Raw genomic sequence first — 20,400 nt, forward strand, 5'->3', positions numbered from 1 at the left:
GGCAACCCGTTGAAAGGGGGCAGGCGGGTCAGGGACGCGCCGCGGGACCAGGAGTGGCTGCTCGCGCTGCTGCCGGTCTTCCCCATCGTCCTGCTGGTCATGCGGTTGTGGTACGCCAGCCGGCAGGACACCCAGACGCTGCTCCTGCTGCTGCAGAACATCAGCCCGCTGGGCCTGCTCAGCGCCGTACTGCTGACCACCGTCTGGGTCGTGCCCGCCCTCATCCTGGGCGGCCGGGTGCTCGGCACCCTCTACTGGATCAGCACGGGCCACTCCTCCTGGCTGGTGCGGACCGCCGAGCGGCTGCCCGGCTGGGTGGTGGCCCTGGCCGTCGTGGTCGGCCTGTCGGCCTGGCAGTTGCGGTTCCTGCCGACGCTGGCGATGCTGTCGCTGGCCGCGGCGGGCCTGACGGTGCGCGAGCGGTTCCCCCACCACGAGGGGCTGCGGGCCACCGTCTGCTACGCGCTGCCCGTGATGGTCGCGGTGATCTCCTACGTCGTGCTCTGGCCGGCCATCGGGGCGGCGTTCGCCGCTCGTGATGTGGCCACCTCGCTGCTGCTCACGCTCCCGCCGGGGGTCGCGGTCCTGCTGACCGGCCCGGTCTCCCCGGCGCCCGCCCGGGTGCTCACTCACGGCATCGCGGTCGCGACGGCGGTGTTCACGCCGTTCCTCGTGGGCGTGGTCGTCATGAAGGCGCCGATCCTCCCGCTGATGGCCCTGCAGATGGCCGAGAAGGAGAAACCGCGGGTGCTCGTGGGCTATCTGGTCGCCAGCGACGACCAGATGTCCACCGTGCTGGGGCGCGAGGGCGTCGTCAGCTTCGTCCGGAACGACCGGCTCGAATCCAAGGTGCTCTGCCCCGACCCCGGCGAGGCGCCCAGAACCTGGGTGAACCTGCACGGCTGGTACGTCGAGCAGAGTGTGATCTCCTGGCTGGCCCCGGCCCTGCCGCCGGCCCCGGTCGACCCGCGCTGCCAGGGCCGTCCCAAGGACTAGTGCCGCGTCCGCGGCGGCGGCCCCCGGTTACTGCCGGTAGTCCTCGACCTCGTCGATCGGACGCGGCGCGGCGGAGTCGGGGTCCTCCCCGAACTCCCGCCGCGCCCGGCGCTGCCTGAGCAGGTCCCAGGCCTGGTCGAGGGCCTCTTCCAGCTGCTTGATCCGGTTGTTCTCCTCATGCGAGGAGATCGCGCCGGAGGCCAACCGCTGCCGGAGACCGTGCTCCTCGGCGATGAGTTCGTGGATGTGGGTGAGGATGTCGTCGTCCTTCATGCCGTTCCCCCTGTCTGCGTCCTTTTCGGACTGTATCCGATCAGCAGGTGACCGCCCCGTCGGAGACCGAGCCGACGGTGGCGGCGTACTCGGCCGGCCCCATGCTCCTCGCCGTGGAAGACCTGGCCGGCCGCTTCCCCGGCGCGCCGGACCGCGCCGAGGTGTCCGAACTCGACCGCTGGCCGGTCACTGCGCCGAGCGGCCGCGCCCGGACGCGGCCGACGGCGATCTCAAGGTGCCGGCCGCCGAGCGGATCTCCGAAGTGGTCCCCCGGAGGACATCGCCTGAGACGGACCGCGCAGGCCAGGGCCCCGCGGTGGCCGGGGGCGGGCCGGAGATCTCACGATGTGGGCTCGTGTCCCAGATATTTGCAACCGTCTGCTAGCGTGCTATGCATGCTGCGCGGACTGCTTCTTAGCTGCCGCGACGAGGGCCTGTAAGAGGCCGGCTCCCTCGTCGCGGAGCGAGCCATGCGCGTCGGCCGCGATTGTCATCCAGTCGAGGAGCCCTTGCATGTATCCGCAGCAGCAGCCCAGCGCCATGCCGTTCAACCGCTACCAGCCCTACGCCCCGGTCCGTCTCGACGACCGCACCTGGCCCGGCAAGGTCATCGACCGAGCCCCCCGCTGGTGCGCGGTGGACCTGCGTGACGGCAACCAGGCACTGATCGACCCGATGGACTCCCACCGCAAGCTCAAGATGTTCGAGCTGCTGGTGAAGATGGGCTACAAGGAGATCGAGGTAGGTTTCCCGGCCGCGTCGCAGACCGACTTCGACTTCGTCCGGCAGATCATCGAAGAGGGCCGGATCCCCGACGACGTGGTGATCCAGGTGCTGACCCAGGCCCGGCCCGAGCTGATCGAGCGGACCTTCGAGTCGCTCGAGGGCGCGAAGACGGCCATCGTCCACCTCTACAACTCCACCTCCACGCTCCAGCGCCGGGTCGTCTTCGGCCAGGACCGCGAGGGCATCACCGCCATCGCCGTCGAGGGCGCCAAGCTCTGCAAGAAGCTGGCCGACGCCTCCGAGGTGGACGTCTACTTCCAATACTCGCCGGAGTCCTTCACCGGCACCGAGCTGGAGTACGCCGTGGAGGTCTGCGACGCCGTCAACGACGTCTGGCAGCCCACCCCGGACCGCAAGGTCATCGTCAACCTGCCCGCCACCGTCGAGATGGCCACACCGAACATCTACGCCGACCAGATCGAGTGGATGCACCGCAACCTGGCCTACCGCGACTCGATCGTGCTCTCCCTGCACCCGCACAACGACCGGGGTACCGCCGTGGCCGCCGCCGAGCTGGGCTACATGGCCGGGGCCGACCGCATCGAGGGCTGCCTGTTCGGCAACGGCGAGCGCACCGGCAACGTATGCCTGGTCACCCTCGGCATGAACATGTTCTCGCAGGGCGTCGACCCGGAGGTCGACCTGTCCGACATCGACGAGATCCGCCGGATCACCGAATACTGCAACCAGCTGCCCGTCCACCCGCGCCACCCCTGGGGCGGCGAACTGGTCTACACCGCCTTCTCCGGCTCCCACCAGGACGCGATCAAGAAGGGCTTCGAACACCTGGAGCGCGACGCGGCCGCCGCCGGCGTCCCGGTGGACGAGTTCACCTGGGCCGTCCCCTACCTGCCGATCGACCCCAAGGACATCGGCCGCAGCTACGAGGCGGTCATCCGGGTCAACAGCCAGTCGGGCAAGGGCGGGGTCGCCTACATCATGAAGGCCGACCACCAGCTCGACCTGCCGCGCCGCCTGCAGATCGAGTTCTCCCGCGTCGTCCAGGCCCGCACCGACAGCCTCGGCGGCGAGGTGAGCCCGGCCCAGATGTTCGAGGTCTTCACCGACGAATACCTCCCGAACCCGGCCAGCCCGTGGGGGCGGCTGGGCCTGCTGGCCCACCGCACCGTCTCCAGGGGCGACGAGAAGGACGCCATCAGCGCAGACCTGCGCGTCGACGGTGAGATCCGCGAGGTCGAGGGGGTCGGCAACGGTCCCATCTCCGCCTTCTGCGATGCCCTGTCGGGGATCGGCATCCAGGTCCGCGTCCTCGACTACGCCGAGCACGCGATGAGCGCGGGCACCGACGCCAAGGCCGCCTCCTACATCGAGTGCGAGATCGGCGGCGAGCCCCTGTGGGGCGTCGGCATCGACGCCAACACCACCACCGCGTCCCTGAAGGCCATCATCTCCGCCGTCAACCGCGCGACCCGCTAGGCACGGCAGGCGCGGTCCCGGCACGATCTGCCGGGCGAGGCGCTCGACAACCGCCCACAAGGCCGCACGTCGTCCATTCGACCGCGCCCTCCGCGTGACCCGCGGACGCGCGGTCGAGTCATGTCCGGACACAGCCGGCGGCTCCGTCGAGGAGCCGGTCCGGCCTCGGCCCGTGGAGCGGACGGGCGGACCTGGGGAGGGGCGGGCGCCGCGCTGACCCGCGGGTCGCCGTCTCACGCATACGATCAAGTCGCCGGCTCTCCGGCCGGTCTGACGGGCCCGGCCGCGACGGCGCTGGACCTGCGGCGGCCGCCGCCACGGCGCTGGACCTGCGGCGGCCGCCGCCACGGCGTCCGCCCCGGCTCGGTGCGAGGCGTGGAAGGCACACCGTTGAGCGGACACCACAGGAACTGGGCCGGCAACGTCGCCTACGGCGCGGCGCGGATCCACCGTCCCGACAGTGTCGAGCGGCTGCAGGAGACCGTCGCGAGCAGCGGCGGCCTGCGGGCGCTCGGCACCCGTCACTCCTTCAACGACATCGCCGACCGCCCCGGCGGCGACCTCGTCTCGCTGGAGAACATCCCGGGCTCCATGGACCTGGACCCCGCAGGCCGTACGGTCACGGTCGGGGCCGCGGTCCGTTACGGCGAGCTGTCCCGGTGGCTGCACGGCCAGGGCCGCGCCCTGCACAACCTCGGCTCGCTGCCGCACATCTCGGTCGCCGGCGCCTGCGCCACGGCCACGCACGGCTCGGGCGACTCTAACGGCAACCTGGCGACCGCGGTGGCCGGCATCGAGCTGGTCACCGCCGGCGGCGAGCTCGCCGTCCTCAGCCGCGACCGGGACGGCGACCTCTTCCGCGGAGCGGTGGTCGGGCTCGGCGCGCTGGGGATCGTCACCCGGGTCACCCTCGACACCGTCCCGGCGTTCGACGCGCGGCAGGAGGTGTATGAGAACCTCCCGTGGGCGCGGCTGGAGGACCACTTCGAGGACATCTTCTCCGCCGCCTACAGCGTGAGCCTGTTCACCGACTGGCGGGGCCCGCTGATCAACCAGGTGTGGCTGAAGCGGCGTGCCGACGCGGCCGGCCCCTGGGAGGCGGGGGCGCAGTGGCTGGGCGCGACGCCGGCGCAGGCCGACCTGCACCCCCTGCCAGGCATGCCGGCCGCCAACTGCACCCGGCAGATGGGCGTGCCGGGCCCCTGGCACGAGCGGTTGCCGCACTTCCGCCTGGACTTCACGCCCAGCAGCGGAGAGGAGCTCCAGTCCGAGTATCTGCTGCCACGCCGCCACGCGGTCGCCGCGCTCGGCGCCCTGGACGGCGTCAGGGACCAGGTGGCCCCCGTCCTGCAGGTGTCGGAGATCCGCACCGTCGCGGCCGACGACCTGTGGATGAGTCCCTCCTACGGGGAGGAGACCGTCGCCGTCCACTTCACCTGGAAGAAGGACTGGCCGGCGGTGCGGCGGGTGCTCGCCGTGGTCGAGGAGCGGCTGGAGCCCTTCGACGCCCGGCCCCACTGGGGCAAGCTCTTCGTCATGCGCCCGGACCGCCTGCGCTCCCACTACCGGCGACTGCCGGACTTCCAGCGGCTGCTCGACGCCTACGACCCGGCCGGCAAGTTCCGCAACGCGTTCGTCGACGACCACGTCTTCGCCGGGGCCCGCTCCTGATGAACGCGCGGGCCCGGCGGCGGGGCCGCGGCGCCGTGTCGGTCACCGTCCCCGCGGGTAGGTAACCAGCGTTTCGGCCAGTTCATGCGGGTCCGGGCGGGGGAGAGCGCGGTGGGGCGCCCGGGCCGGCTCAGGTGGCGGATCGGGGGACGGACCCATGGGACATGATGTGCGATCCGGACAGGGCGGGCCCGGCGGGGCGGCCGGTACGCCGAGGCGGCCGATGGCCTCGGACTACTCGGGGCCCGGAGTCGAGGCCGAGCTCACCGGGACCCTCGGCGGCGAGGCCGGCTACGGCACCCTCTACACGGCGCGCGCCTCTTCGACGGGCGGCAGGAGCGGGCGGGTGACGACGGACGACGGCCTCCTCGACCTGGAGATGAGGGTGCCGGAACAGCTCGGCGGGCCCGGTGGCGCCCCCAACCCCGAGCAGCTCATGGCCGCGGCGTACGCGGCCTGCTTCCACAGCTCCCTCACACTCGTCGCCGGCCGGGCGGGGGTGGACACCACCGACGCCAGCGTCGAGACGGCGGTGGAGCTGCGCAGGCGCGGAAGGCACGACGACTACGTGATCGGCGTCGATGTGACCGTCCACCTTCCGGAGGTGGACCCGCGCCTGGCCGGCCGCATCGCCGAGCAGGCGCACGAGCAATGCCCGTACTCCAGGGCGCTGCTGGGCAGCGTCGACGTCGGCCTGCACCTGGCCTGATCACCCGGGTCCGGGCAGGTCATGGCCCGGTCCGCGGCGGTGAACGCCGCCTGGCACACCCTCCTGCTCGCACCTGGGAGCCCGGGCCGCGCGGCTTCGGCTGCCTGCTGGTGACCAACCGCCGCACCGCGGACCGGATCGACGCCGCCCTGCGGCGCGTGAGCGCCGCCCGGACCGGGGCGGACCGCCTGCTGGAGTCCGGTCCTCCCGGACCGGGGGACCGGGCGCGGGCCCGTGGCCTGCTCGTCACCGCCCTGGTGGAACTGCGTGAGCTCACTGAGGTCGCCGCCGGAGAGTGGTGGCAGCGGGCGCTGCCGGAGGAGCGGATCGCCCGCGCCGAGCAGCGGGGACACCGCACGCTCGCACTGCCGGCCGGGCCCGTCCGGGATGGAGGCGGCTCCGGGCCGGTGAGCGGGTGAGGGAAGCAGGGGCGTGGAGGACATCGTCGCGCAGGTGATGGGCCAGTGGCGGCGCATCCACCCGGAGCTGGACATCGCGCCGATCGCCGTGATCGGCCGCCTCAACCGCTGCGTCCTCCTGCTCCAGCAGGCCACCGACGCGCCGCTGCGCGAGCACGGCCTGACCCGCGCCGAGTTCGACATCCTCGGCACCCTCTGCTCATCGACCGGCTGGGCGCCCGCCAGCTCTGATCATCCCGCCGCGGATCCGTCCGCGACCACCCCGTCACGGCCGCGGAGCTCGACCGTGGTTGAGGTCGATGACGCAGAAGCGGTTGCCCTCGGTGTCGGCGAGGACGACGAAGTCGGGGTCGTCCGGATAGAGGTCCCAGTCGACCCGTTCGGCGCCGAGGGACAGCAGCCGCTCCACCTCGGCGCTCTGGTCCTCGGTGTGCAGGTCGATGTGGACGCGCGGGTGTTCCTGCAGGGGGGTCCGGCTGAGATCCAGCGCCAGCGCGGTGCCGGGGCCGTCGGCCGGCTCCAGCACGATCCAGTCGTCCTTCGACTCGCTCTCGCGGGTGACATAGCGCAGTGCCCGGCTCCAGAAGGCGGCCGCCCGCCGCACGTCGGCGGCGCCCAGCACGATCATCCCGATGTTCAGCATGGGGCGATTGTGGCATGGGCCGGCTCCGTGCCGGCGGCCGCTCCCGGAGGGTCAGACGGGCAGGCCGAGGAAGGCGGCGCTGCAGCGCATGGAGTGGTCGAAGGCGGGGCCCGGGTCGAGGATCGTGTTGTTGAACTGGCCGAACAACTCGAAGTTGAGCCAGCCGAACAGGCCGGTCCAGGCGATCAGGGCGCGGACGATCACGTCGTCGGGGACGTCGGGGATGACGGCGCGCACGTTGGCTGCGTCCCCGCTGAAGGAGGCCGGCGCGGGCGGGCAGATGTCCGGCGGGTTCAGGGCCCCCGCCCGGTGGGCGTCGGCGACGATCCGGCCGTAGACGATCGTGTCGCGCAGCGCCGCGGCGACGGTGTCCTGCGGCGCCTGGTATCCGGGCACGGGCGAGCCGTACAGCAGGGCGTACTCGTGCGGATGGGCCAGCGCCCAGTCCCGTACGGCGTGGCAGAGCGCCAGCCACCGGCCGGTGTGGTCCTCGCGCGGGCGGAGCGCGTCGGCGTTCTCCACGGCCTCGCCGACGGCGTTGTAGCCGTCGATGATCAGGGTTGTGAGCAGGTCGTCCCGGGAGGGGAAGTAGCGGTAGATCGCCGAGGACACCATGCCCATCTCGCGGGCGACCGCGCGGAGGGACAGGCCGCCCGCGCCTTCGGTGGCCAGGTGCCTGCGGGCGATGTCGGTGATCTCACGGGTCAGCTCGGCCCGGACCCGTTCCCGTGCTGTGCGGCTTGAGCTCATGCCCGGAACCATATCAGAGCACTGAAAAAAAATAAGAGCACTGCTCTTGACGAGCTCCGCTCTTTGGCGAGAGCATTGCTCTCAGAACGGAACGTCAATCTCCAAGGAGCTCCCCGATGCTGTCTCTGGCCAAGAACACCAACCTTCTCGTCATGTTCCTGCTGGAGCTGGGTGTTCTCGCCTCGGTCGGCTACTGGGGGTTCACCGTCGGCCAGAGCCTGCTGGTGAAGCTGCTCCTCGGGCTCGGCGCCCCGGCGCTGTTCATCGCCGTCTGGGCGATCTTCGGCGCGGCCAACGGCGCCACGATCCCGCTCACTGGGGCCGCCCGGGTCCTCCTGGAGGTCCTGTGGTTCGGCGGCGGCGCCGCCGCGCTGGTCATGGCCGGCCGGCTCACCCCGGGGATCGTCTTCGCCGCCGTCTACGTCGTCAACGCCGTCCTGCGGCTCGTCTGGAACCAGTGAACCCCGGGCCCGCCGGGCCCGGCCGCATCACCATCGACGGAGGGAAGAACCATCATGGGCAAGCACGTCATCGCGGGAGCCGGTCAGGTCGGCTCCGAGGTCGCCCGGCTGCTGGCCGGCCAGGGACACGAGGTCGTCCTCATCAGCCGCTCCGGGTCCGGCCCCGACCTGCGGGGGATCCGCAAGGTGGCGGCCGACGCCGCCGACCGGGAGCGGATGACCGCCCTGACCGAAGGGGCCGACGCGCTCTACAACTGCGTCAACCCGCCCTACAACCGCTGGGCGCAGGACTGGCCGCCGGTCGCGGAGTCGCTGCTGGCCACCGCCGAGGCCACCGGAGCGGGATACGTCATCCTGGGCAACCTCTATGTCTACGCCGCGCCCGAGCGGCCGATGCGGGAGAGCGACCCGCTCACGCCGCCCAGCGTCAAGGGCGGGATCCGGGCCCGCATGTGGCGGGAGGCCCTGGCCGCGCACGAGGCGGGACGGGTCCGGGTGACGGAGGTGCGCGGGTCCGACTACTTCGGTCCCGGCTGCCTCGACCAGGCGCACCTGGGCGACAGGTTCGTCCCCCGGCTCCTGGCCGGCAGGCCGGTGCGCTACATCGGCGACCCCGCCCAGCCGCACAGCTGGACCTACGTGCCCGACGTGGCCCGCGCCCTGGTGACGGCCGCGACGGACGGGCGGGCCTGGGGCCGGGCATGGCACGTCCCGACGGCCGGGGAGATGACGGCGCACCAGGTCGCCGAGCGCATGTGCGCGCTGGCCGGCGTCCCGAACCCGGGGGTCAAGGTCATGCCGCACTGGGTCGTCCGTACCGCGGGCGCCTTCTCGCCCATGCTCGGCGAGCTGGAGGAGCTGCGCTACCAGTTCGTCCGGCCCTTCGTGCTCGACTCCACCGACTTTCAGGCAACCTTCGGCGTGGCCCCGACTCCGATGGACGAGGCACTGGCCGCGACGGTCGCGTGGTGGCGCGAGCGCCTGGCCAGCGCGGCCTAGGCCGTACGCTCTCAGCATGAAGACCGCTGTGATCGGCCTCGGCGACATCGCGGAGAAGGCGTATCTTCCCGTCCTCTCCGCGCTGCCCGGCCTCGACCTCCACCTGTGCACCCGCAACCGCGACACGCTCGACCGCCTGGGTGACGCCTACCGGATCGGGCACCGTTCCACCTCGGTGGAGGAGGTGCTCGCGGCCGGGGTCGAGGCGGCCTTCGTGCACGCCGCCACGGGCGCCCACGTGAAGATCGTCGAGCCGCTGCTCCGGGCCGGCGTCCACGTCTACCTGGACAAGCCGATCGCCTACACCCTGGCCGAGTCCGAGCGCCTGGTACGGCTGGCGCACGAGGTGGAGCGGTCGCTGCTCGTCGGGTTCAACCGCCGCAGGGCGCCCTCCTACGCGGCCCTGCTGGATCTGCCCCGCCATCTGGTGGTGATGCAGAAGAACCGCAGGGGCCTGCCGGAAGACCCGCGGACCGCGATCTTCGACGACTTCATCCACGTCGTCGACACCCTCAGATACCTGGTGCCCGGGCAGGTCGAGCAGACCGGGATCCGGACCCGGGTCAGGGACGGGCTGCTGGAGCACGTGACGCTGGAGCTGTCCGGTGCCGGCTTCACCGCCTTCGGCATCATGAACCGGGTGAGCGGCGCCACCGAGGAGACCGTCGAGGTCATGGGGGACGACGTCAAACGCCGGGTGGTCAACATCGCCGACGTGACCGACTACGCCGGGGCGGAGACGCTGACCCGGCGTGGCGACTGGATCCCGGTCTCCCGCCAGCGCGGCATCGAACAGGTCTGCCTGGAGTTTCTCGGCGCGGTCCGCTCCGGCACCCTGATCGGCGCCGACGACGCCCTGGCCACCCACGCGATCTGCGAGGACATCGTCCGCGCCTGTGCGGTGTAGATCCCGGAACGGGCCGTCAGTGCCCCATGGAGGCGCCTCCGTCCACCGGGATGACGGCGCCGGTGATGTACGAAGCCCGCGGGGAGGCCACGAAACGCACGGCCTCCGCGATCTCCTCCGGGCTCGCCATCCTCCGCAGCGGGATCTGCGCGCACATCTCGGCGATGCGCTTTTCGGGGAGGCCGGAGGTCATGTCGGTGTCCGTGAGGCCGGGGGCGATCACGTTCACCGTGATCCCCCTGCTGCCGAACTCCCAGGCGAGGGAGCGTGCGAATCCGATCAGGCCGGCCTTCGAGGCGGCGTAGTTGCTCTGCCCCTGCTCGCCCCGCAGGCCCACCGACGACGAGATGAACACGATCCGCCCCCGCTTGGCCCGGAGCATCTTCGGCGCCACCTGCCTGACCACGCGGAAGGCCCCTTTGAGGTTGGCGTCGAGGGTGGCCTCGAAGTCCTCCTCGCCCATCCGCAGGAGCAGCTTGTCCCGGGTGATGCCGGCGTTGGCCACGAGGACCTCCACGGCCCCCTGCTGGACCTCGACCTCGGCGACGGCGCGCTCCACGTCCGCGGCCGATGTGACGTCGCAGTGGAAACCCAGCAGGTCCGGTGGCGGCGGCTCCGACCTGTAGGTGACGGCGACCTTCTCTCCGTCACCCGCGAAGGCCCGCGCCACGGCGAGCCCGATGCCGCGGTTGCCACCGGTGACGAGGACGGAACGACTCACGATCTCTCTCCCTGGGGGTGAAGATGTCGGACGGCCCCGCCTGGGCGAGGGTTTCTGGAACTTGTTATAGTTGTCAGGCGGAAAGTCAAGTTCTCACAGAGAATCTCGGAAGGCCCCCTGCTGTGCGGTCCGCTAGTGATCAACGATCTCGAAAGCGTTCTCATACTCGGTTCTGAAGATTTCCGCGATCCGGTCGGGGGAGATCTCCCCGCCTTCGGCGTCCGCGTAGGCCTGGATAAGGTCGGCGAATTCACGCCGCATTTCACGCGGCAGGTCCACCCCGTGGTGGGCGTCCATCACGTAGGCGACGCCGCCTTTACCCGACTGGCTGTTGATCCGCACCACCGCCTCGTAACCGCGCCCCACGTCCGCGGGGTCCAGCGGCAGGTACGGCACCCGCCACGGGAGGTCGGCCGGCTCGGCCCCCGCCTCGGCGGCCTCGCGATCCAGGGCGTCGAACCCCTTCTTGATCGCGTCCTGGTGGGAGCCCGAGAAGGCCGTGTAGACGAGGTCGCCGCCGTAGGGGTGGCGCGGGTGCACGGCCATCTGGTTGCAGTATTCGACGGTGTCCCTGATCGCGTTGATGTCCGAGAAGTCGATGGTCGGGTCGACTCCGTGGGTCAGCAGGTTCATGCCCAAGGTCACCAGGCAGACGTTTCCCGCCCGCTCCCCGTTGCCGAACAGACAGCCCTCGACGCGCTCGGCCCCCGCCAGCACGGCCAGCTCCGCCGAGGCGACCCCGGTGCCGCGGTCGTTGTGCGGGTGGATGGACAGGCAGACGTGCTCCCGTCTGGACAGGTTGCGGTCGAGCCACTCGATCTGGTCGGCGAAGACGTGGGGCAGTGAGCGCTCCACGGTCGTGGGGAAGTTGAGGATCATCTCCCGCTCCGGCCCCGGCTCCCAGGTGTCCATGACCGCCTCGCAGACCTCCAGCGAGAAGTCCGGCTCGGTCTCGTTGAACAGCTCGGGGGAGTACTGGTAGCGGAGGTCGCAGCCGGCGAGCGTCCGCTCGGCGTACTTCATCATCAGCCGGGTCCCCTGAACGGCGAGGTCCTTGCATTCGGCGCGGGTGATCCCGAACACCAGCTGCCGGAACATCGGCGCGGTCGCGTTGTAGACGTGGACCGTGGCGCGGGGCGCGCCCCGCAGGCTGTCGACGGTCCGCCTCAGCAGCTCGTCGCGGGCCGGGACGAGCACGGAGATGCACACGTCGTCGGGGATGAGGTCCTGCTCGATGAGCAGCCGGACGAAGTCGTGGTCGTCCTTGCTGGCGACGGGGAAGCCGACCTCGATCTCCTTGTAGCCCATCCCCACCAGGAGCTCGAACATCGCGAGCTTGCGGGCCGGGCTCATCGGCCTGGAAAGTGACTGGTTGCCGTCGCGCAGGTCGGTGGAGAGCCAGCGCGGAGCGGCGACGATGTGCTTGTCGGGCCAGGTGCGGTCCGGGAGTGACAGTGGTGTGAATTCCCTATAACGTCCGGCGGGCCGTCGAGCGGATTTCACAGTCGGATTTCCTTTCTCGAGTATCATCGCAGTGCGACCTAATGCCCGCTTCTGCTGTCCCGGCTTCACGCTACAAGCGGTCCACAGGGTCGACAAGTGCGATCGAAATATCGGAAGTAGTAGTCGGGATACAACCTTTTACTCACCCCCTTAACTTCGATTCTTAATCGCTGCACGCTCGGGATTATGTCTATCATTCGCGGCTCTGTCGGGCCGTCGTTCATCAGTCCCGTCAAGATCACTGTCAGCCTCTTCCGCATGTGCGTCACCGAGGCCCGGCCCTCCGTGCTCGTCATCTTCATGCTGCGGTTCGTCGCGGGCGCGGCCCTGGGGGTCGAGGCCTCCGGCATGGAGATGGAGCTGGTCGGGAGGGGGCTGGTCTGGGGTCTGGCGATATTCGCCGTCTATCTGTTCAACGGGGTGATGGACGTGCGCGAGGACCGGGTCAACGGCTCCTCGCGCCCGATCGCCCGGGGGAGCCTGGACCCCGGCGACGCCCTCGTCGTCGCTCTGGCCGCCGCCCTGGCGTCGGTCGCGGGGGCCGTCGCGCTGGGCGGGCCGATCCTCTGGATGGTCCTCGCCGTGCTGGCCCTCGGATATGTGTATTCGGGGCCGCCGTTCCACTGGAAGCGGCGCTCGGGGGCCACCGCGGCCATCGGCGCGGCCGCCGGCCTCCTGACGTATGCCGCCGGATTCGCCGGGCACACCGGCGGTTGGAGTACCAGGACGGAGGTGCTGTGCGTCTTCATGCTCACCGCGTCCCTGTGGATGGGGCTTGTCGGCGTGTGCGCCAAGGACCTGTCGGACATCGAGGGGGACGCCGCGGCGGGCCGGACGACCCTGGGGGTGACACGCGGGGAGGGGCCGGTCCGGCTGCTCGCCGCCGGTGCGGCGCTGATCGTCGCCGTCGCGTTCGCGGCCGCCGTACTGATCACGGGCCTGCCCATGGTCGGGACGGTTGTCACACTGCTGACCGGTGCCGTTCTCGTCGCCGTGGTCACCCTCAGTCCGCTCTCACACGGAAACCGTCTCCGGCGTCGGCGTTCTTATCGGGCGTTTATGGTGACGCAGTATGCCTTACACCTCAGTTTAATCATGTATTAGTTTTCGGGCTGTTGCCCTGGGTAGCGGTAATTAGGTATAAATAGGTGCTTCAGATTGCCTAGCACCGAGAGGCGGAGTTGGGTGGGGGGCCAGACTCGCGATGAGGGAAATTTCGCAGCTTATGTAGATGCGAGCCGCGCTCGCATCCTCGCGGAATACATCCGGAGACTGGAAGTCGAAGGCGGCCGTCTCGCGCGAGAACCCCGGATGCTGCGCCAGATGATGGCGAACGCCGAAGAGATCCTGACCGATGTGGCCACGGCGCTGGAGACCGGCAAGGTCCAGACCGACGACTCCCACAGCCTTCTCGCCTGGGACATCGGCGCGGACAGGGCCGGGTCGGGCATCCATCCGAAAGAATCGCTCGACGCCGCGTCGATCTTCTTCCGGATAGCGCTGTCCACGTTGAGCGAAGTCCTGCGAGAGCACCCGGACTACGTGAGGCTGTTCAACACCGTGACCCTGAGCCTGGAACAGAGCATCTCGACCCGGATCCGCGCCGCGTCGGAGAGCTACACGAGCTTTCTTCTCAACAAGATGCACGAGGTGCAGGTGGAGGAGCGGCGCCGCATCGCCAGGGAGCTCCACGACCGCATCGGGCACGGGATCAGCGTCGTCCACCAGCAGCTCGAACTGTATGAGTTCCACCATTCCACGCAGCCGGCCAGAGCCCTGGTCAATGTCGAGCTCGCCGAGCAGGCCATCCAGGAGACCATGCGGAACCTGCGGCAGGTGACGTCGGAGCTGCATCCGCACGAGCCGCTGAAAAGCCTGGAGAAAGCGCTGCTCGGCTATCTCGCCACGGTCGAGACGGGCGACGTGGCCGTCCATCTCCACGTCAACGGGGACGAGACGTGGGCGTCGCCGGAGGTGCGCGACGAGTCCTTCCTCATCTTCCGCGAAGCCACCCGCAACGCGCTGGCCCACGCGCAGGCTTCGATGATCCTCATCCGGATCGACATCGCCCCGCACGAGCTGCTCGGCTTCGTCCGGGACAACGGCCGCGGCTTCGCCGTGGACCAGGTGCCGAACACCGGATCCATGGGCCTCATATCCATGCGGGAGCGCGCCGAACTGCTGGGGGGGACGATCACTGTGACGAGCGATCCTGTGGAGGGCACCTGCGTGGACCTCCACATGCCGTTACCCGGGCGGCTCGATGAGTGAGCCGGGCGGACCGACCACGATAGGCATCGTCGACGACCACGCCCTCTTCCGCGAGGGGCTGCGGGAGATCCTCTGGGCGCACGACGACTTCGCGGTCGTGGGCGAGGCGGGAGACTCCGTCGAAGCCCTGACGATGGTCGCGGGGGAGCGCCCCGACGTCCTCCTGCTCGACATCGAGATCCCGGGCAGAGGTGTCCTCGACACCGTGGCGCAGGTCCGCGCGATGTCCCCGGGCACCAAGATCATTGTCCTGAGCATGTACGACGGACCCCAGCTGCTGAGCCGGCTGCTGGCGGCCGGCATCCACGGATACCTGCTCAAGAGCGTGCATCGGGAGGAGGTGATCTCGGCCATCAGGAGCGTCGTCAACGACCCCGACCGGCTCGTGCTGGCGGTCTCCCGAGACAGCCTCGCCCAGGTGAACGGGGCCTCCTCCGACGTCCTGACCGATAAGGAACGGCAGGTCCTCGAGTTCGCCGCCCAGGCGCTCAGCAACCACCAGATCGCCACCCGCCTCGGCCTGACGGAGGCCACCGTCAAGCGCCATCTGCGCAACATCTTCGTCAAGCTCGGTGCCGTCTCCCGCATCGACGCGGTCAACAAGGCCGTCGCGGCCTCACTGATCACCTCCCAGCGCGATCCCGGCGCCGGCCCGCAGGGGTTCGTCTAGACCCTCCTCCGGCGGCGAGCAGCTCGTGGCGTGTCGGGACGCCAGGTCCGCCCAGGCCGCGTACGGCAGGCTCCGGGCGGACCTGGACCGGTGCCGGAGCAGGGCGTGGCGGGTCGGCGCCACGGGCCCTCCCGCCGGCCCCTCCCGCGCCGGCGGGGAGCGGACCCGGGCGGTGCGGCCTAGGGTGTGACTGACAAATAGATCGGCGGTGTGCTGAGAGTCCGTATCAACCGATGGCGAGGACTCGCCACGCGCTACGACGAGCACGCCATCGTCTACCGAGCCGCCGTCGTGCTGAACGCCGTCATCGCCTGGACCCGTCAGCCATCAGACACGCTCTGGTGCGGCACATCGGATGATCAGATGTCTGCCGTGGACGGTTAGACGAGAGTCGCAGTGGGTGACGAGCGTTTCCGCGTTACGGGGTCACTGCCAGGTGGCTGTCTCCGGGTCGATCCCGTGAGTGCGGGCGCACTCGTCGATGCTTTGCCGAAACCAGGAGGCCAGCCCGACCCGGATTCCGTCGTAGTGGGAGGAGAAGCCGGGGTCGGACTCGAACATTCTTCCCAGACACACCTGCATCTGTCGCGTGAGCGGGAAGAAGTTGGAGAACACTTCGCGGTGGCGTTCGACGAGCGCGTTCGCTTCCGGGCTGCTCGGAACGACACCCCGATCGAGGGCGTTGCCCAGATCGAGCTGCAATGTGGACATCGCCGCGGAGAGCGACTGCCACTGCTCCCGCGTGCGAGAAGCGGACCGCTCGGCGAACTGCGCCCATTGCGCGGAATCCCCCCACACAGTGCGGGCCTGCCGGGATCGATGGGCGTCCCAGTCCGCACCGAAGATCTCCGACTGTGCTTCATCGTCGAGGAGGATGCCCCGCTCGTGAGCCTCGGTCATCCGTTCCAGGCGCTCGTCGAGCCGCCGCAGGTCCTGGATGCGCTCGGCGAGCTGGGCACGCTGCTCACGCAAGGTGGCGCCGATCTCCGCTGTCGCGTCATCGAGAACCTCGCGCACCGCGTCCAGCCCGAGACCAGCCTCCCGGTATGCGACGATTCGATGCAGCCGTTGCAGGTCCGCCTCGGTGTACTGGCGATAGCCGGCGGTGGAGCGCACGGACGGCGACGCCAAGCCGATCTCGTCCCAGTGATGAAGTGTACGGACGGTCACCCCCACCAGCTCAGCGGCCGCGCCCACCGTGGCACCGTCACGGATGTCGCGCTCGGGTTCAACCACGGACACCATTGTGTCCCTCCTCCGCCGATCCCGGGGCGACGATTCCGACCGAGGCGAGATCACGCGCTTCTTGGCTGTCAGGATCGAACTCCTGCGCCGCGGTGAACACGACCCGCGCACCCTCGGGGGTGATCACCTCGACGTCGCGAGTACGCCACGGCGTATCCCGCGGCCCGGTCACGCTGCCCGGCACGAGATCCGAACACGCCTCGACGAGGGGATCGACCTCGCTCAGCACGCACAAGAAACTCACGCTCATCGCCGGCGCTCCGGGCGCCTCGGCACCGGCCGCCGCGGGAACGAGCAGGACATCCTGGAACGCCCACCGGCGCAGGTGGACCACCTGCCCCGGGACGCTGAACAGTTCGACAAAGCCGAACCCCCGCACCCAGAAATCCGTCGACGCCGCCAAGTCCGACGTCGGAACCGTCACGAACACCGGCATCGCGTAGATGCCGCGGAACACCTCTGGCGCAACCGCCTTCGGTCCACGCTCGGATACGGGGCCCATCTCGAATGCGTTGAAGAAATCACTCACGCGGTCTACCGTCCCCCCTCACGCAACGTGAGGGTCAAGCCCGATCCGTGAACCCGACGACATCGAACGATGTCGCCCTCGTCGACCGTGTCGCCGCCACCGACCTGCCTGGGCAGTACACCTAGGTCCCGTCCGGTGCGAAGATGCGCGCCAGGTGCTCGCGCGTCTCGGCGGTCAGGCTCACCTCGACCGCGGCGATGTTCATCTCCAGGTGGATCGGGTCGCCCGTGCTCGGGACGGCGACGATGTCCTCGCCCCTGGACAGCAGCCAGGCCAGTGCCAGGCGGCTCATGCCGATGTCCATGTCGGCCGCGGTCGCCTCGGCCTCGCGCAGCATGCGCATGCTGCGCCGCAGGTTCCCCGCCGAGAACCGCGGGTCCGCGCGTCTGAGGTCGAGCGCGTCGAGCTGGGCGCGGGACCTGATCCGGCCGCCGAGGAAGCCGCGCCCGAGGGGAGCCCGCGCGACGATGCCGACGCCCAGCTCCCGCGCGACGGGCAGGTGCTCCTTCTCGGCGCCCGGCTGCCAGAGCGAGTATTCCGTCGAGAGCGCGGCGACGGGGTGCACGGCGTGGGCGCGGCGCAGCTGCTGGGGCGTCCCCCCGTGCAGGCCGACGTGGCGGATCTTCCCGGCGCCGACGAGCTCCGCCAGCTCGGCCATGTGGCTCTCGATCGGCACCCCCGGGCCGGCGTGCAGGTAGTAGAGATCGATGTGGTCCACGCCCAGCCGGGCCAGCGTGGCGTCGCAGGAACGGCCGAGCCGTCCCGACCCGCCCGCGGTCCAGGGGTCCGCCCCCTGGCAGGTGGCCAGCAGCACCCCCTCGCGCCGCCCGTCCAGGACCTTGCCGACCATCGCCTCCATCTCGCTGCCGGCGCGCAGGTCGCTGAGGTCGAGCATGGTGATCCCGGCGTCGACGGCCTGCCCCATGATGGCGGCGGCCCCGGAGTCCACGTGCCCGTAGGCGCCGGTGAGAGCCATGCTGCCCAGGCCGAGGCAGGACGAGACCGGTCCAGCGTGACCCAGCCGTCTGCGCTGCATGGCTTCACCTCCGATTGTCCCTCCCAGTGGTGCCCGTCTCATCGGTACGTCTCATAGGTACATGGAGTGGCGCCCGTCCACCCGGCCCCGGAAGGCCCACCAGTTGAACGCCTGGAAGGCGATCAGCAGCGGGATCACCAGGGTGCCCAGGGGCAGCAGGAGTTGCAGGGTGGCGGCGTCGGCCGCCGCCTCCGGCACGGCCAGGCGGTAGGCTCCGCCGCCGGTGGAGACCAGGAGGTCCGGATACAGGCCGAGCCCGGCGATGACCACGGGCAGGGCCGCGGCGCAGCAGGTGGCCGCGAACGCGGTGCGGGCGGCGCCCCGGGACAGCGCGATGACGGCCACGACGAGGGCCAGCAGGAGCGCCCCGGTCAGGAGGGCGGCGGTCCTGCCGTCGGCGGCCACGCCGGAGAAGGCGCCCAGCGCCAGCCCGGCCAGGACGCACAGCGCCGCCACGCCGAGCAGGGGCCGCCCGGCGCGTAGCGCGCGCTCGCGCAGGCCGCCGCGGGTCCGCATCGCCAGGAACGCCGCTCCGTGCCCGGCGAACAGCGCCAGGGTCGTCGCCCCGCACAGCAGGACGAAGGGGTCCAGCAGCTCGGCGAAACCGACGGTGAAGGTGCCCTGCGGGGTCAGCGGCAGGCCGCGGATCAGCAGGCCGAGCACCAGTCCCCAGCCCGCGGCCGGCACCACCCCGCCGACGAGGGCCAGCCGGTCCCAGACCGCCCGCGCCGCCCGGCCCTCGTGCCTGCTGCGCAGCTGGACCGCGACGTTGCCGAGGACCACCCCGCCCAGGATGACGCCCACCGGGGCGTACATCCCCGACAGCAGCGGGCCCTCCAGGAAGGGGAAGGCTCCGATGAGCACCCCGCCGAAGGCCACCAGCCACACCTCGTTGCCGAGGAAGAACGGCCCGAAGGAGTTGAGCGCGAGGCGCCGCTCGGATTCGTCGCGGGCGAGGGGGGACTGGAGCATCTGCACGCCGTAGTCGTAGCCGCCGAGGACGAAATAGCCGGCGAGCAGCAGCCCCAGCAGGGCCAGCCAGGTGACTTCCAGACTCATGAGTCGTCCTAGGGCTAGTAGGGCTTAGAGGGCCATGACGGGTTCGGGGTCGACGCGCGGGCCGGGACTGCCGAGGTCGGTCTCCCGGGGGCCGCGCCGGGCGTATCTGCCGATCAGGATCCAGTTGGTGACTGCCAGTCCGGCCAGGAGCGCGGTGAAGCCGATCAGGGAGGCCAGCATGGTGCCCGCGCTCACCGACGAGCGGGCCTGGGAGGTCAGCAGCTCGCCGTAGATGGTCCACGGCTGCCGGCCCACCTCCCGCACGAGCCAGCCGAGGGTCGCCGCGATGAAGGGCAGCGGGATGATGACCGTCACCATGAGGGCCGCGCCGCGTGAGCGCACGATGTGGTCGCGGATCAGGAACCCGGCGCCGAACAGGGAGATCACGACGATGAAGAAGGCCGTGATCGTCATGAAGTCGTAGGCCGAGCCGATCCACGCCGGGGGCGCGTAGTCTCCGGGGCCGTACTGCTGGACCATCATGGACTGGACCTGATCGACGGTGTACGGTCCGCGGTCCTCGGGCTGCAGGAAGTCGCGCAGGACCGCCATCTTCATCGGCTGGGCCACGTTGAGGTCCGGGAACTGCCGGAAGCCGGCCTCCACCGTGGCGATGCCGAAGGGCACCGCGAACAGGAGCCCGAGCCGCAGCGAGCTCCGGAAGAAGTCGACCTCGGACGTGCGCCTGGAGAACTGGTAGGCGCTGACCCCCGCGACGAACGCCCCGCCGGTGAGCAGGGCCGCCCCCACGACGTGTTCCATCGCGTTGATGGCGCTGGAGTTGGTCAGCAGCGCCCCGAAGTCGGTCAGGTAGGCCACCCCGTCGCGCACCTCATGTCCCACGGGGCGGTGCATGAAGCCGTTCGCCACCATGATCCAGTACGCCGACGCGTAGGCGGTCAGCGTGACCAGCCAGAACAGGAGCATGTGGAGCACCTTCGGCAGCCTCCCCCAGCCGAAGATCCACATACCGAGGAAGGTGGACTCGGCGAAGAAGGCGACGAGCGTCTCCATCGCCAGCGGCGCTCCGAAGACGTTGCCGGCGAACGTCGTCAGGCCGCTCCACGCCAGCCCGAACTGGAACTCCATGACCAGTCCCGTGGCGATCCCGAGCGCGTAGTTGACGACGTAGATCTGCCCCCAGAAGCGGGTCATGCGCTCGAAGCGGAGGTTGCCGGTGAGGACGTGGCGGGTGTGCATGATCGCGATGATCGGCGCCAGCCCCAGTGTCAGCAGGACGAAAAGCCAGTGGAAACCGCTCGTGACGGTGAACTGCAGCCGCGCCAGGATGTCAGCGTCCATCATCAACTCGATC

Annotated in this window: 20 protein-coding genes and 1 pseudogene; 11 read left to right on the forward strand and 10 right to left on the reverse strand. The window is 70.2% G+C overall.

Annotated elements, in window-relative coordinates; all coding sequences use genetic code 11:
* Window positions 1-9: 9 nt before the first annotated feature.
* Window positions 10-996 carry a hypothetical protein gene (locus ACZ6R6_RS01725; RefSeq protein ID WP_470089313.1) on the forward strand — a complete coding sequence of 329 codons (987 nt, stop codon included), beginning with the start codon at window positions 10-12 and terminating at the stop codon, window positions 994-996.
* Window positions 997-1,023: 27 nt separating this feature from the next.
* Here the strand turns inward: ACZ6R6_RS01725 and ACZ6R6_RS01730 are convergent, their stop codons facing one another.
* Window positions 1,024-1,269, reverse strand: coding sequence for a DUF2630 family protein (locus ACZ6R6_RS01730; RefSeq protein WP_470089315.1), 246 nt, complete (start codon window positions 1,267-1,269; stop codon window positions 1,024-1,026).
* Window positions 1,270-1,782: 513 nt separating this feature from the next.
* On the opposite strand from ACZ6R6_RS01730, the gene leuA reads away from it, so the two are divergent.
* The 4 genes from leuA (at window position 1,783) to ACZ6R6_RS01750 (ending at window position 6,291) form a co-directional block, all read left to right on the forward strand.
* On the forward strand, window positions 1,783-3,492 hold the full coding sequence (gene leuA, locus ACZ6R6_RS01735) for a 2-isopropylmalate synthase (protein WP_470089317.1): 1,710 nt from the start codon (window positions 1,783-1,785) through the stop codon (window positions 3,490-3,492).
* 390 nt (window positions 3,493-3,882) lie between these two features.
* Complete coding sequence (locus tag ACZ6R6_RS01740; protein WP_470089319.1) at window positions 3,883-5,163, forward strand: D-arabinono-1,4-lactone oxidase; 1,281 nt, start codon at window positions 3,883-3,885, stop codon at window positions 5,161-5,163.
* A 223-nt stretch (window positions 5,164-5,386) separates the two neighbouring features.
* Window positions 5,387-5,872: an Ohr family peroxiredoxin gene (locus ACZ6R6_RS01745; protein ID WP_470089321.1), complete on the forward strand. Its 486-nt coding sequence runs from the start codon at window positions 5,387-5,389 to the stop codon at window positions 5,870-5,872.
* 110 nt (window positions 5,873-5,982) lie between these two features.
* Window positions 5,983-6,291, forward strand: coding sequence for a hypothetical protein (locus ACZ6R6_RS01750; RefSeq protein WP_470089323.1), 309 nt, complete (start codon window positions 5,983-5,985; stop codon window positions 6,289-6,291).
* Window positions 6,292-6,556: 265 nt separating this feature from the next.
* Here the strand turns inward: ACZ6R6_RS01750 and ACZ6R6_RS01755 are convergent, their stop codons facing one another.
* Together ACZ6R6_RS01755 and ACZ6R6_RS01760 are read right to left on the reverse strand one after the other, a co-directional pair.
* Complete coding sequence (locus ACZ6R6_RS01755; protein ID WP_451934579.1) at window positions 6,557-6,934, reverse strand: VOC family protein; 378 nt, start codon at window positions 6,932-6,934, stop codon at window positions 6,557-6,559.
* 51 nt (window positions 6,935-6,985) lie between these two features.
* Window positions 6,986-7,684 carry a TetR/AcrR family transcriptional regulator gene (locus ACZ6R6_RS01760; RefSeq protein ID WP_470089325.1) on the reverse strand — a complete coding sequence of 233 codons (699 nt, stop codon included), beginning with the start codon at window positions 7,682-7,684 and terminating at the stop codon, window positions 6,986-6,988.
* Window positions 7,685-7,800: 116 nt separating this feature from the next.
* Here ACZ6R6_RS01760 and ACZ6R6_RS01765 point away from each other — a divergent pair, with 116 nt between their 5' ends.
* Genes ACZ6R6_RS01765 through ACZ6R6_RS01775 form a run of 3 tightly spaced genes read left to right on the forward strand, consistent with a single transcriptional unit; the run spans window position 7,801 to window position 10,051 of the window.
* The gene (locus ACZ6R6_RS01765) at window positions 7,801-8,145 is read left to right on the forward strand and encodes a YrdB family protein (protein ID WP_306857152.1); all 345 of its coding nucleotides are present in this window, start codon (window positions 7,801-7,803) and stop codon (window positions 8,143-8,145) included.
* A 54-nt stretch (window positions 8,146-8,199) separates the two neighbouring features.
* A complete protein-coding gene (locus tag ACZ6R6_RS01770; RefSeq protein ID WP_470089327.1) occupies window positions 8,200-9,144 on the forward strand; it encodes an NAD-dependent epimerase/dehydratase family protein in 945 nt (314 codons plus the stop codon).
* A 16-nt stretch (window positions 9,145-9,160) separates the two neighbouring features.
* Window positions 9,161-10,051 (forward strand): Gfo/Idh/MocA family protein, encoded by an 891-nt coding sequence (locus ACZ6R6_RS01775; RefSeq protein WP_470089329.1) that lies wholly within the window; start codon window positions 9,161-9,163, stop codon window positions 10,049-10,051.
* Between the two features lie 16 nt (window positions 10,052-10,067).
* Here the strand turns inward: ACZ6R6_RS01775 and fabG are convergent, their stop codons facing one another.
* Both fabG and ACZ6R6_RS01785 read right to left on the reverse strand, forming a co-directional pair.
* The gene (gene fabG, locus ACZ6R6_RS01780) at window positions 10,068-10,772 is read right to left on the reverse strand and encodes a 3-oxoacyl-ACP reductase FabG (protein ID WP_470089331.1); all 705 of its coding nucleotides are present in this window, start codon (window positions 10,770-10,772) and stop codon (window positions 10,068-10,070) included.
* Window positions 10,773-10,934: 162 nt separating this feature from the next.
* Window positions 10,935-12,302: pseudogene (locus ACZ6R6_RS01785) on the reverse strand (2-isopropylmalate synthase); the annotation flags it as partial.
* A 159-nt stretch (window positions 12,303-12,461) separates the two neighbouring features.
* Here ACZ6R6_RS01785 and ACZ6R6_RS01790 point away from each other — a divergent pair.
* The 3 genes from ACZ6R6_RS01790 to ACZ6R6_RS01800 all read left to right on the forward strand — a co-directional run bounded on the left by ACZ6R6_RS01790 (window position 12,462) and on the right by ACZ6R6_RS01800 (window position 15,216).
* Window positions 12,462-13,379, forward strand: a complete 918-nt coding sequence (locus ACZ6R6_RS01790) for a UbiA family prenyltransferase (protein ID WP_470089333.1) — start codon at window positions 12,462-12,464, stop codon at window positions 13,377-13,379.
* 207 nt (window positions 13,380-13,586) lie between these two features.
* Window positions 13,587-14,546, forward strand: a complete 960-nt coding sequence (locus ACZ6R6_RS01795) for a sensor histidine kinase (protein ID WP_470089334.1) — start codon at window positions 13,587-13,589, stop codon at window positions 14,544-14,546.
* The gene (locus ACZ6R6_RS01800; protein WP_306857162.1) at window positions 14,539-15,216 is read left to right on the forward strand and encodes a response regulator transcription factor; all 678 of its coding nucleotides are present in this window, start codon (window positions 14,539-14,541) and stop codon (window positions 15,214-15,216) included. Before ACZ6R6_RS01795 ends, ACZ6R6_RS01800 begins: the two co-directional genes overlap by 8 nt.
* Before the next feature lie 426 nt (window positions 15,217-15,642).
* Here ACZ6R6_RS01800 and ACZ6R6_RS01805 read toward each other — a convergent pair whose 3' ends face one another.
* From ACZ6R6_RS01805 to ACZ6R6_RS01825, 5 genes are all read right to left on the reverse strand, one after another.
* Window positions 15,643-16,461, reverse strand: coding sequence for a MerR family transcriptional regulator (locus ACZ6R6_RS01805; RefSeq protein WP_470089335.1), 819 nt, complete (start codon window positions 16,459-16,461; stop codon window positions 15,643-15,645).
* On the reverse strand, window positions 16,445-16,990 hold the full coding sequence (locus ACZ6R6_RS01810; RefSeq protein WP_470089337.1) for a VOC family protein: 546 nt from the start codon (window positions 16,988-16,990) through the stop codon (window positions 16,445-16,447). The genes ACZ6R6_RS01805 and ACZ6R6_RS01810 overlap by 17 nt, the downstream gene beginning before the upstream one ends.
* A gap of 121 nt (window positions 16,991-17,111) precedes the next feature.
* Window positions 17,112-18,026 (reverse strand): aldo/keto reductase, encoded by a 915-nt coding sequence (locus ACZ6R6_RS01815; RefSeq protein WP_470089339.1) that lies wholly within the window; start codon window positions 18,024-18,026, stop codon window positions 17,112-17,114.
* A 51-nt stretch (window positions 18,027-18,077) separates the two neighbouring features.
* Window positions 18,078-19,085 (reverse strand): cytochrome d ubiquinol oxidase subunit II, encoded by a 1,008-nt coding sequence (cydB, locus tag ACZ6R6_RS01820; protein ID WP_470089340.1) that lies wholly within the window; start codon window positions 19,083-19,085, stop codon window positions 18,078-18,080.
* A gap of 24 nt (window positions 19,086-19,109) precedes the next feature.
* A complete protein-coding gene (locus ACZ6R6_RS01825) occupies window positions 19,110-20,390 on the reverse strand; it encodes a cytochrome ubiquinol oxidase subunit I (protein WP_470089341.1) in 1,281 nt (426 codons plus the stop codon).
* Between the last annotated feature and the right edge of the window lie 10 nt (window positions 20,391-20,400).

This window comes from Streptosporangium sp. NPDC048886 (genome assembly GCF_055586905.1).

Coding starts and splice junctions, on each gene's coding strand:
- ACZ6R6_RS01730 (WP_470089315.1), bottom strand. CDS start 1,269: ATGAAGGACGACGACATCCTCACCCACATCCACGAACTCATCGCCGAG.
- leuA (WP_470089317.1), top strand. CDS start 1,783: ATGTATCCGCAGCAGCAGCCCAGCGCCATGCCGTTCAACCGCTACCAG.
- ACZ6R6_RS01745 (WP_470089321.1), top strand. CDS start 5,387: ATGGCCTCGGACTACTCGGGGCCCGGAGTCGAGGCCGAGCTCACCGGG.
- ACZ6R6_RS01755 (WP_451934579.1), bottom strand. CDS start 6,934: ATGCTGAACATCGGGATGATCGTGCTGGGCGCCGCCGACGTGCGGCGG.
- ACZ6R6_RS01760 (WP_470089325.1), bottom strand. CDS start 7,684: ATGAGCTCAAGCCGCACAGCACGGGAACGGGTCCGGGCCGAGCTGACC.
- ACZ6R6_RS01765 (WP_306857152.1), top strand. CDS start 7,801: ATGCTGTCTCTGGCCAAGAACACCAACCTTCTCGTCATGTTCCTGCTG.
- ACZ6R6_RS01770 (WP_470089327.1), top strand. CDS start 8,200: ATGGGCAAGCACGTCATCGCGGGAGCCGGTCAGGTCGGCTCCGAGGTC.
- ACZ6R6_RS01775 (WP_470089329.1), top strand. CDS start 9,161: ATGAAGACCGCTGTGATCGGCCTCGGCGACATCGCGGAGAAGGCGTAT.
- ACZ6R6_RS01790 (WP_470089333.1), top strand. CDS start 12,462: ATGTCTATCATTCGCGGCTCTGTCGGGCCGTCGTTCATCAGTCCCGTC.
- ACZ6R6_RS01795 (WP_470089334.1), top strand. CDS start 13,587: ATGCTGCGCCAGATGATGGCGAACGCCGAAGAGATCCTGACCGATGTG.
- ACZ6R6_RS01800 (WP_306857162.1), top strand. CDS start 14,539: ATGAGTGAGCCGGGCGGACCGACCACGATAGGCATCGTCGACGACCAC.
- ACZ6R6_RS01805 (WP_470089335.1), bottom strand. CDS start 16,461: ATGGTGTCCGTGGTTGAACCCGAGCGCGACATCCGTGACGGTGCCACG.
- ACZ6R6_RS01815 (WP_470089339.1), bottom strand. CDS start 18,026: ATGCAGCGCAGACGGCTGGGTCACGCTGGACCGGTCTCGTCCTGCCTC.
- cydB (WP_470089340.1), bottom strand. CDS start 19,085: ATGAGTCTGGAAGTCACCTGGCTGGCCCTGCTGGGGCTGCTGCTCGCC.
- ACZ6R6_RS01825 (WP_470089341.1), bottom strand. CDS start 20,390: ATGATGGACGCTGACATCCTGGCGCGGCTGCAGTTCACCGTCACGAGC.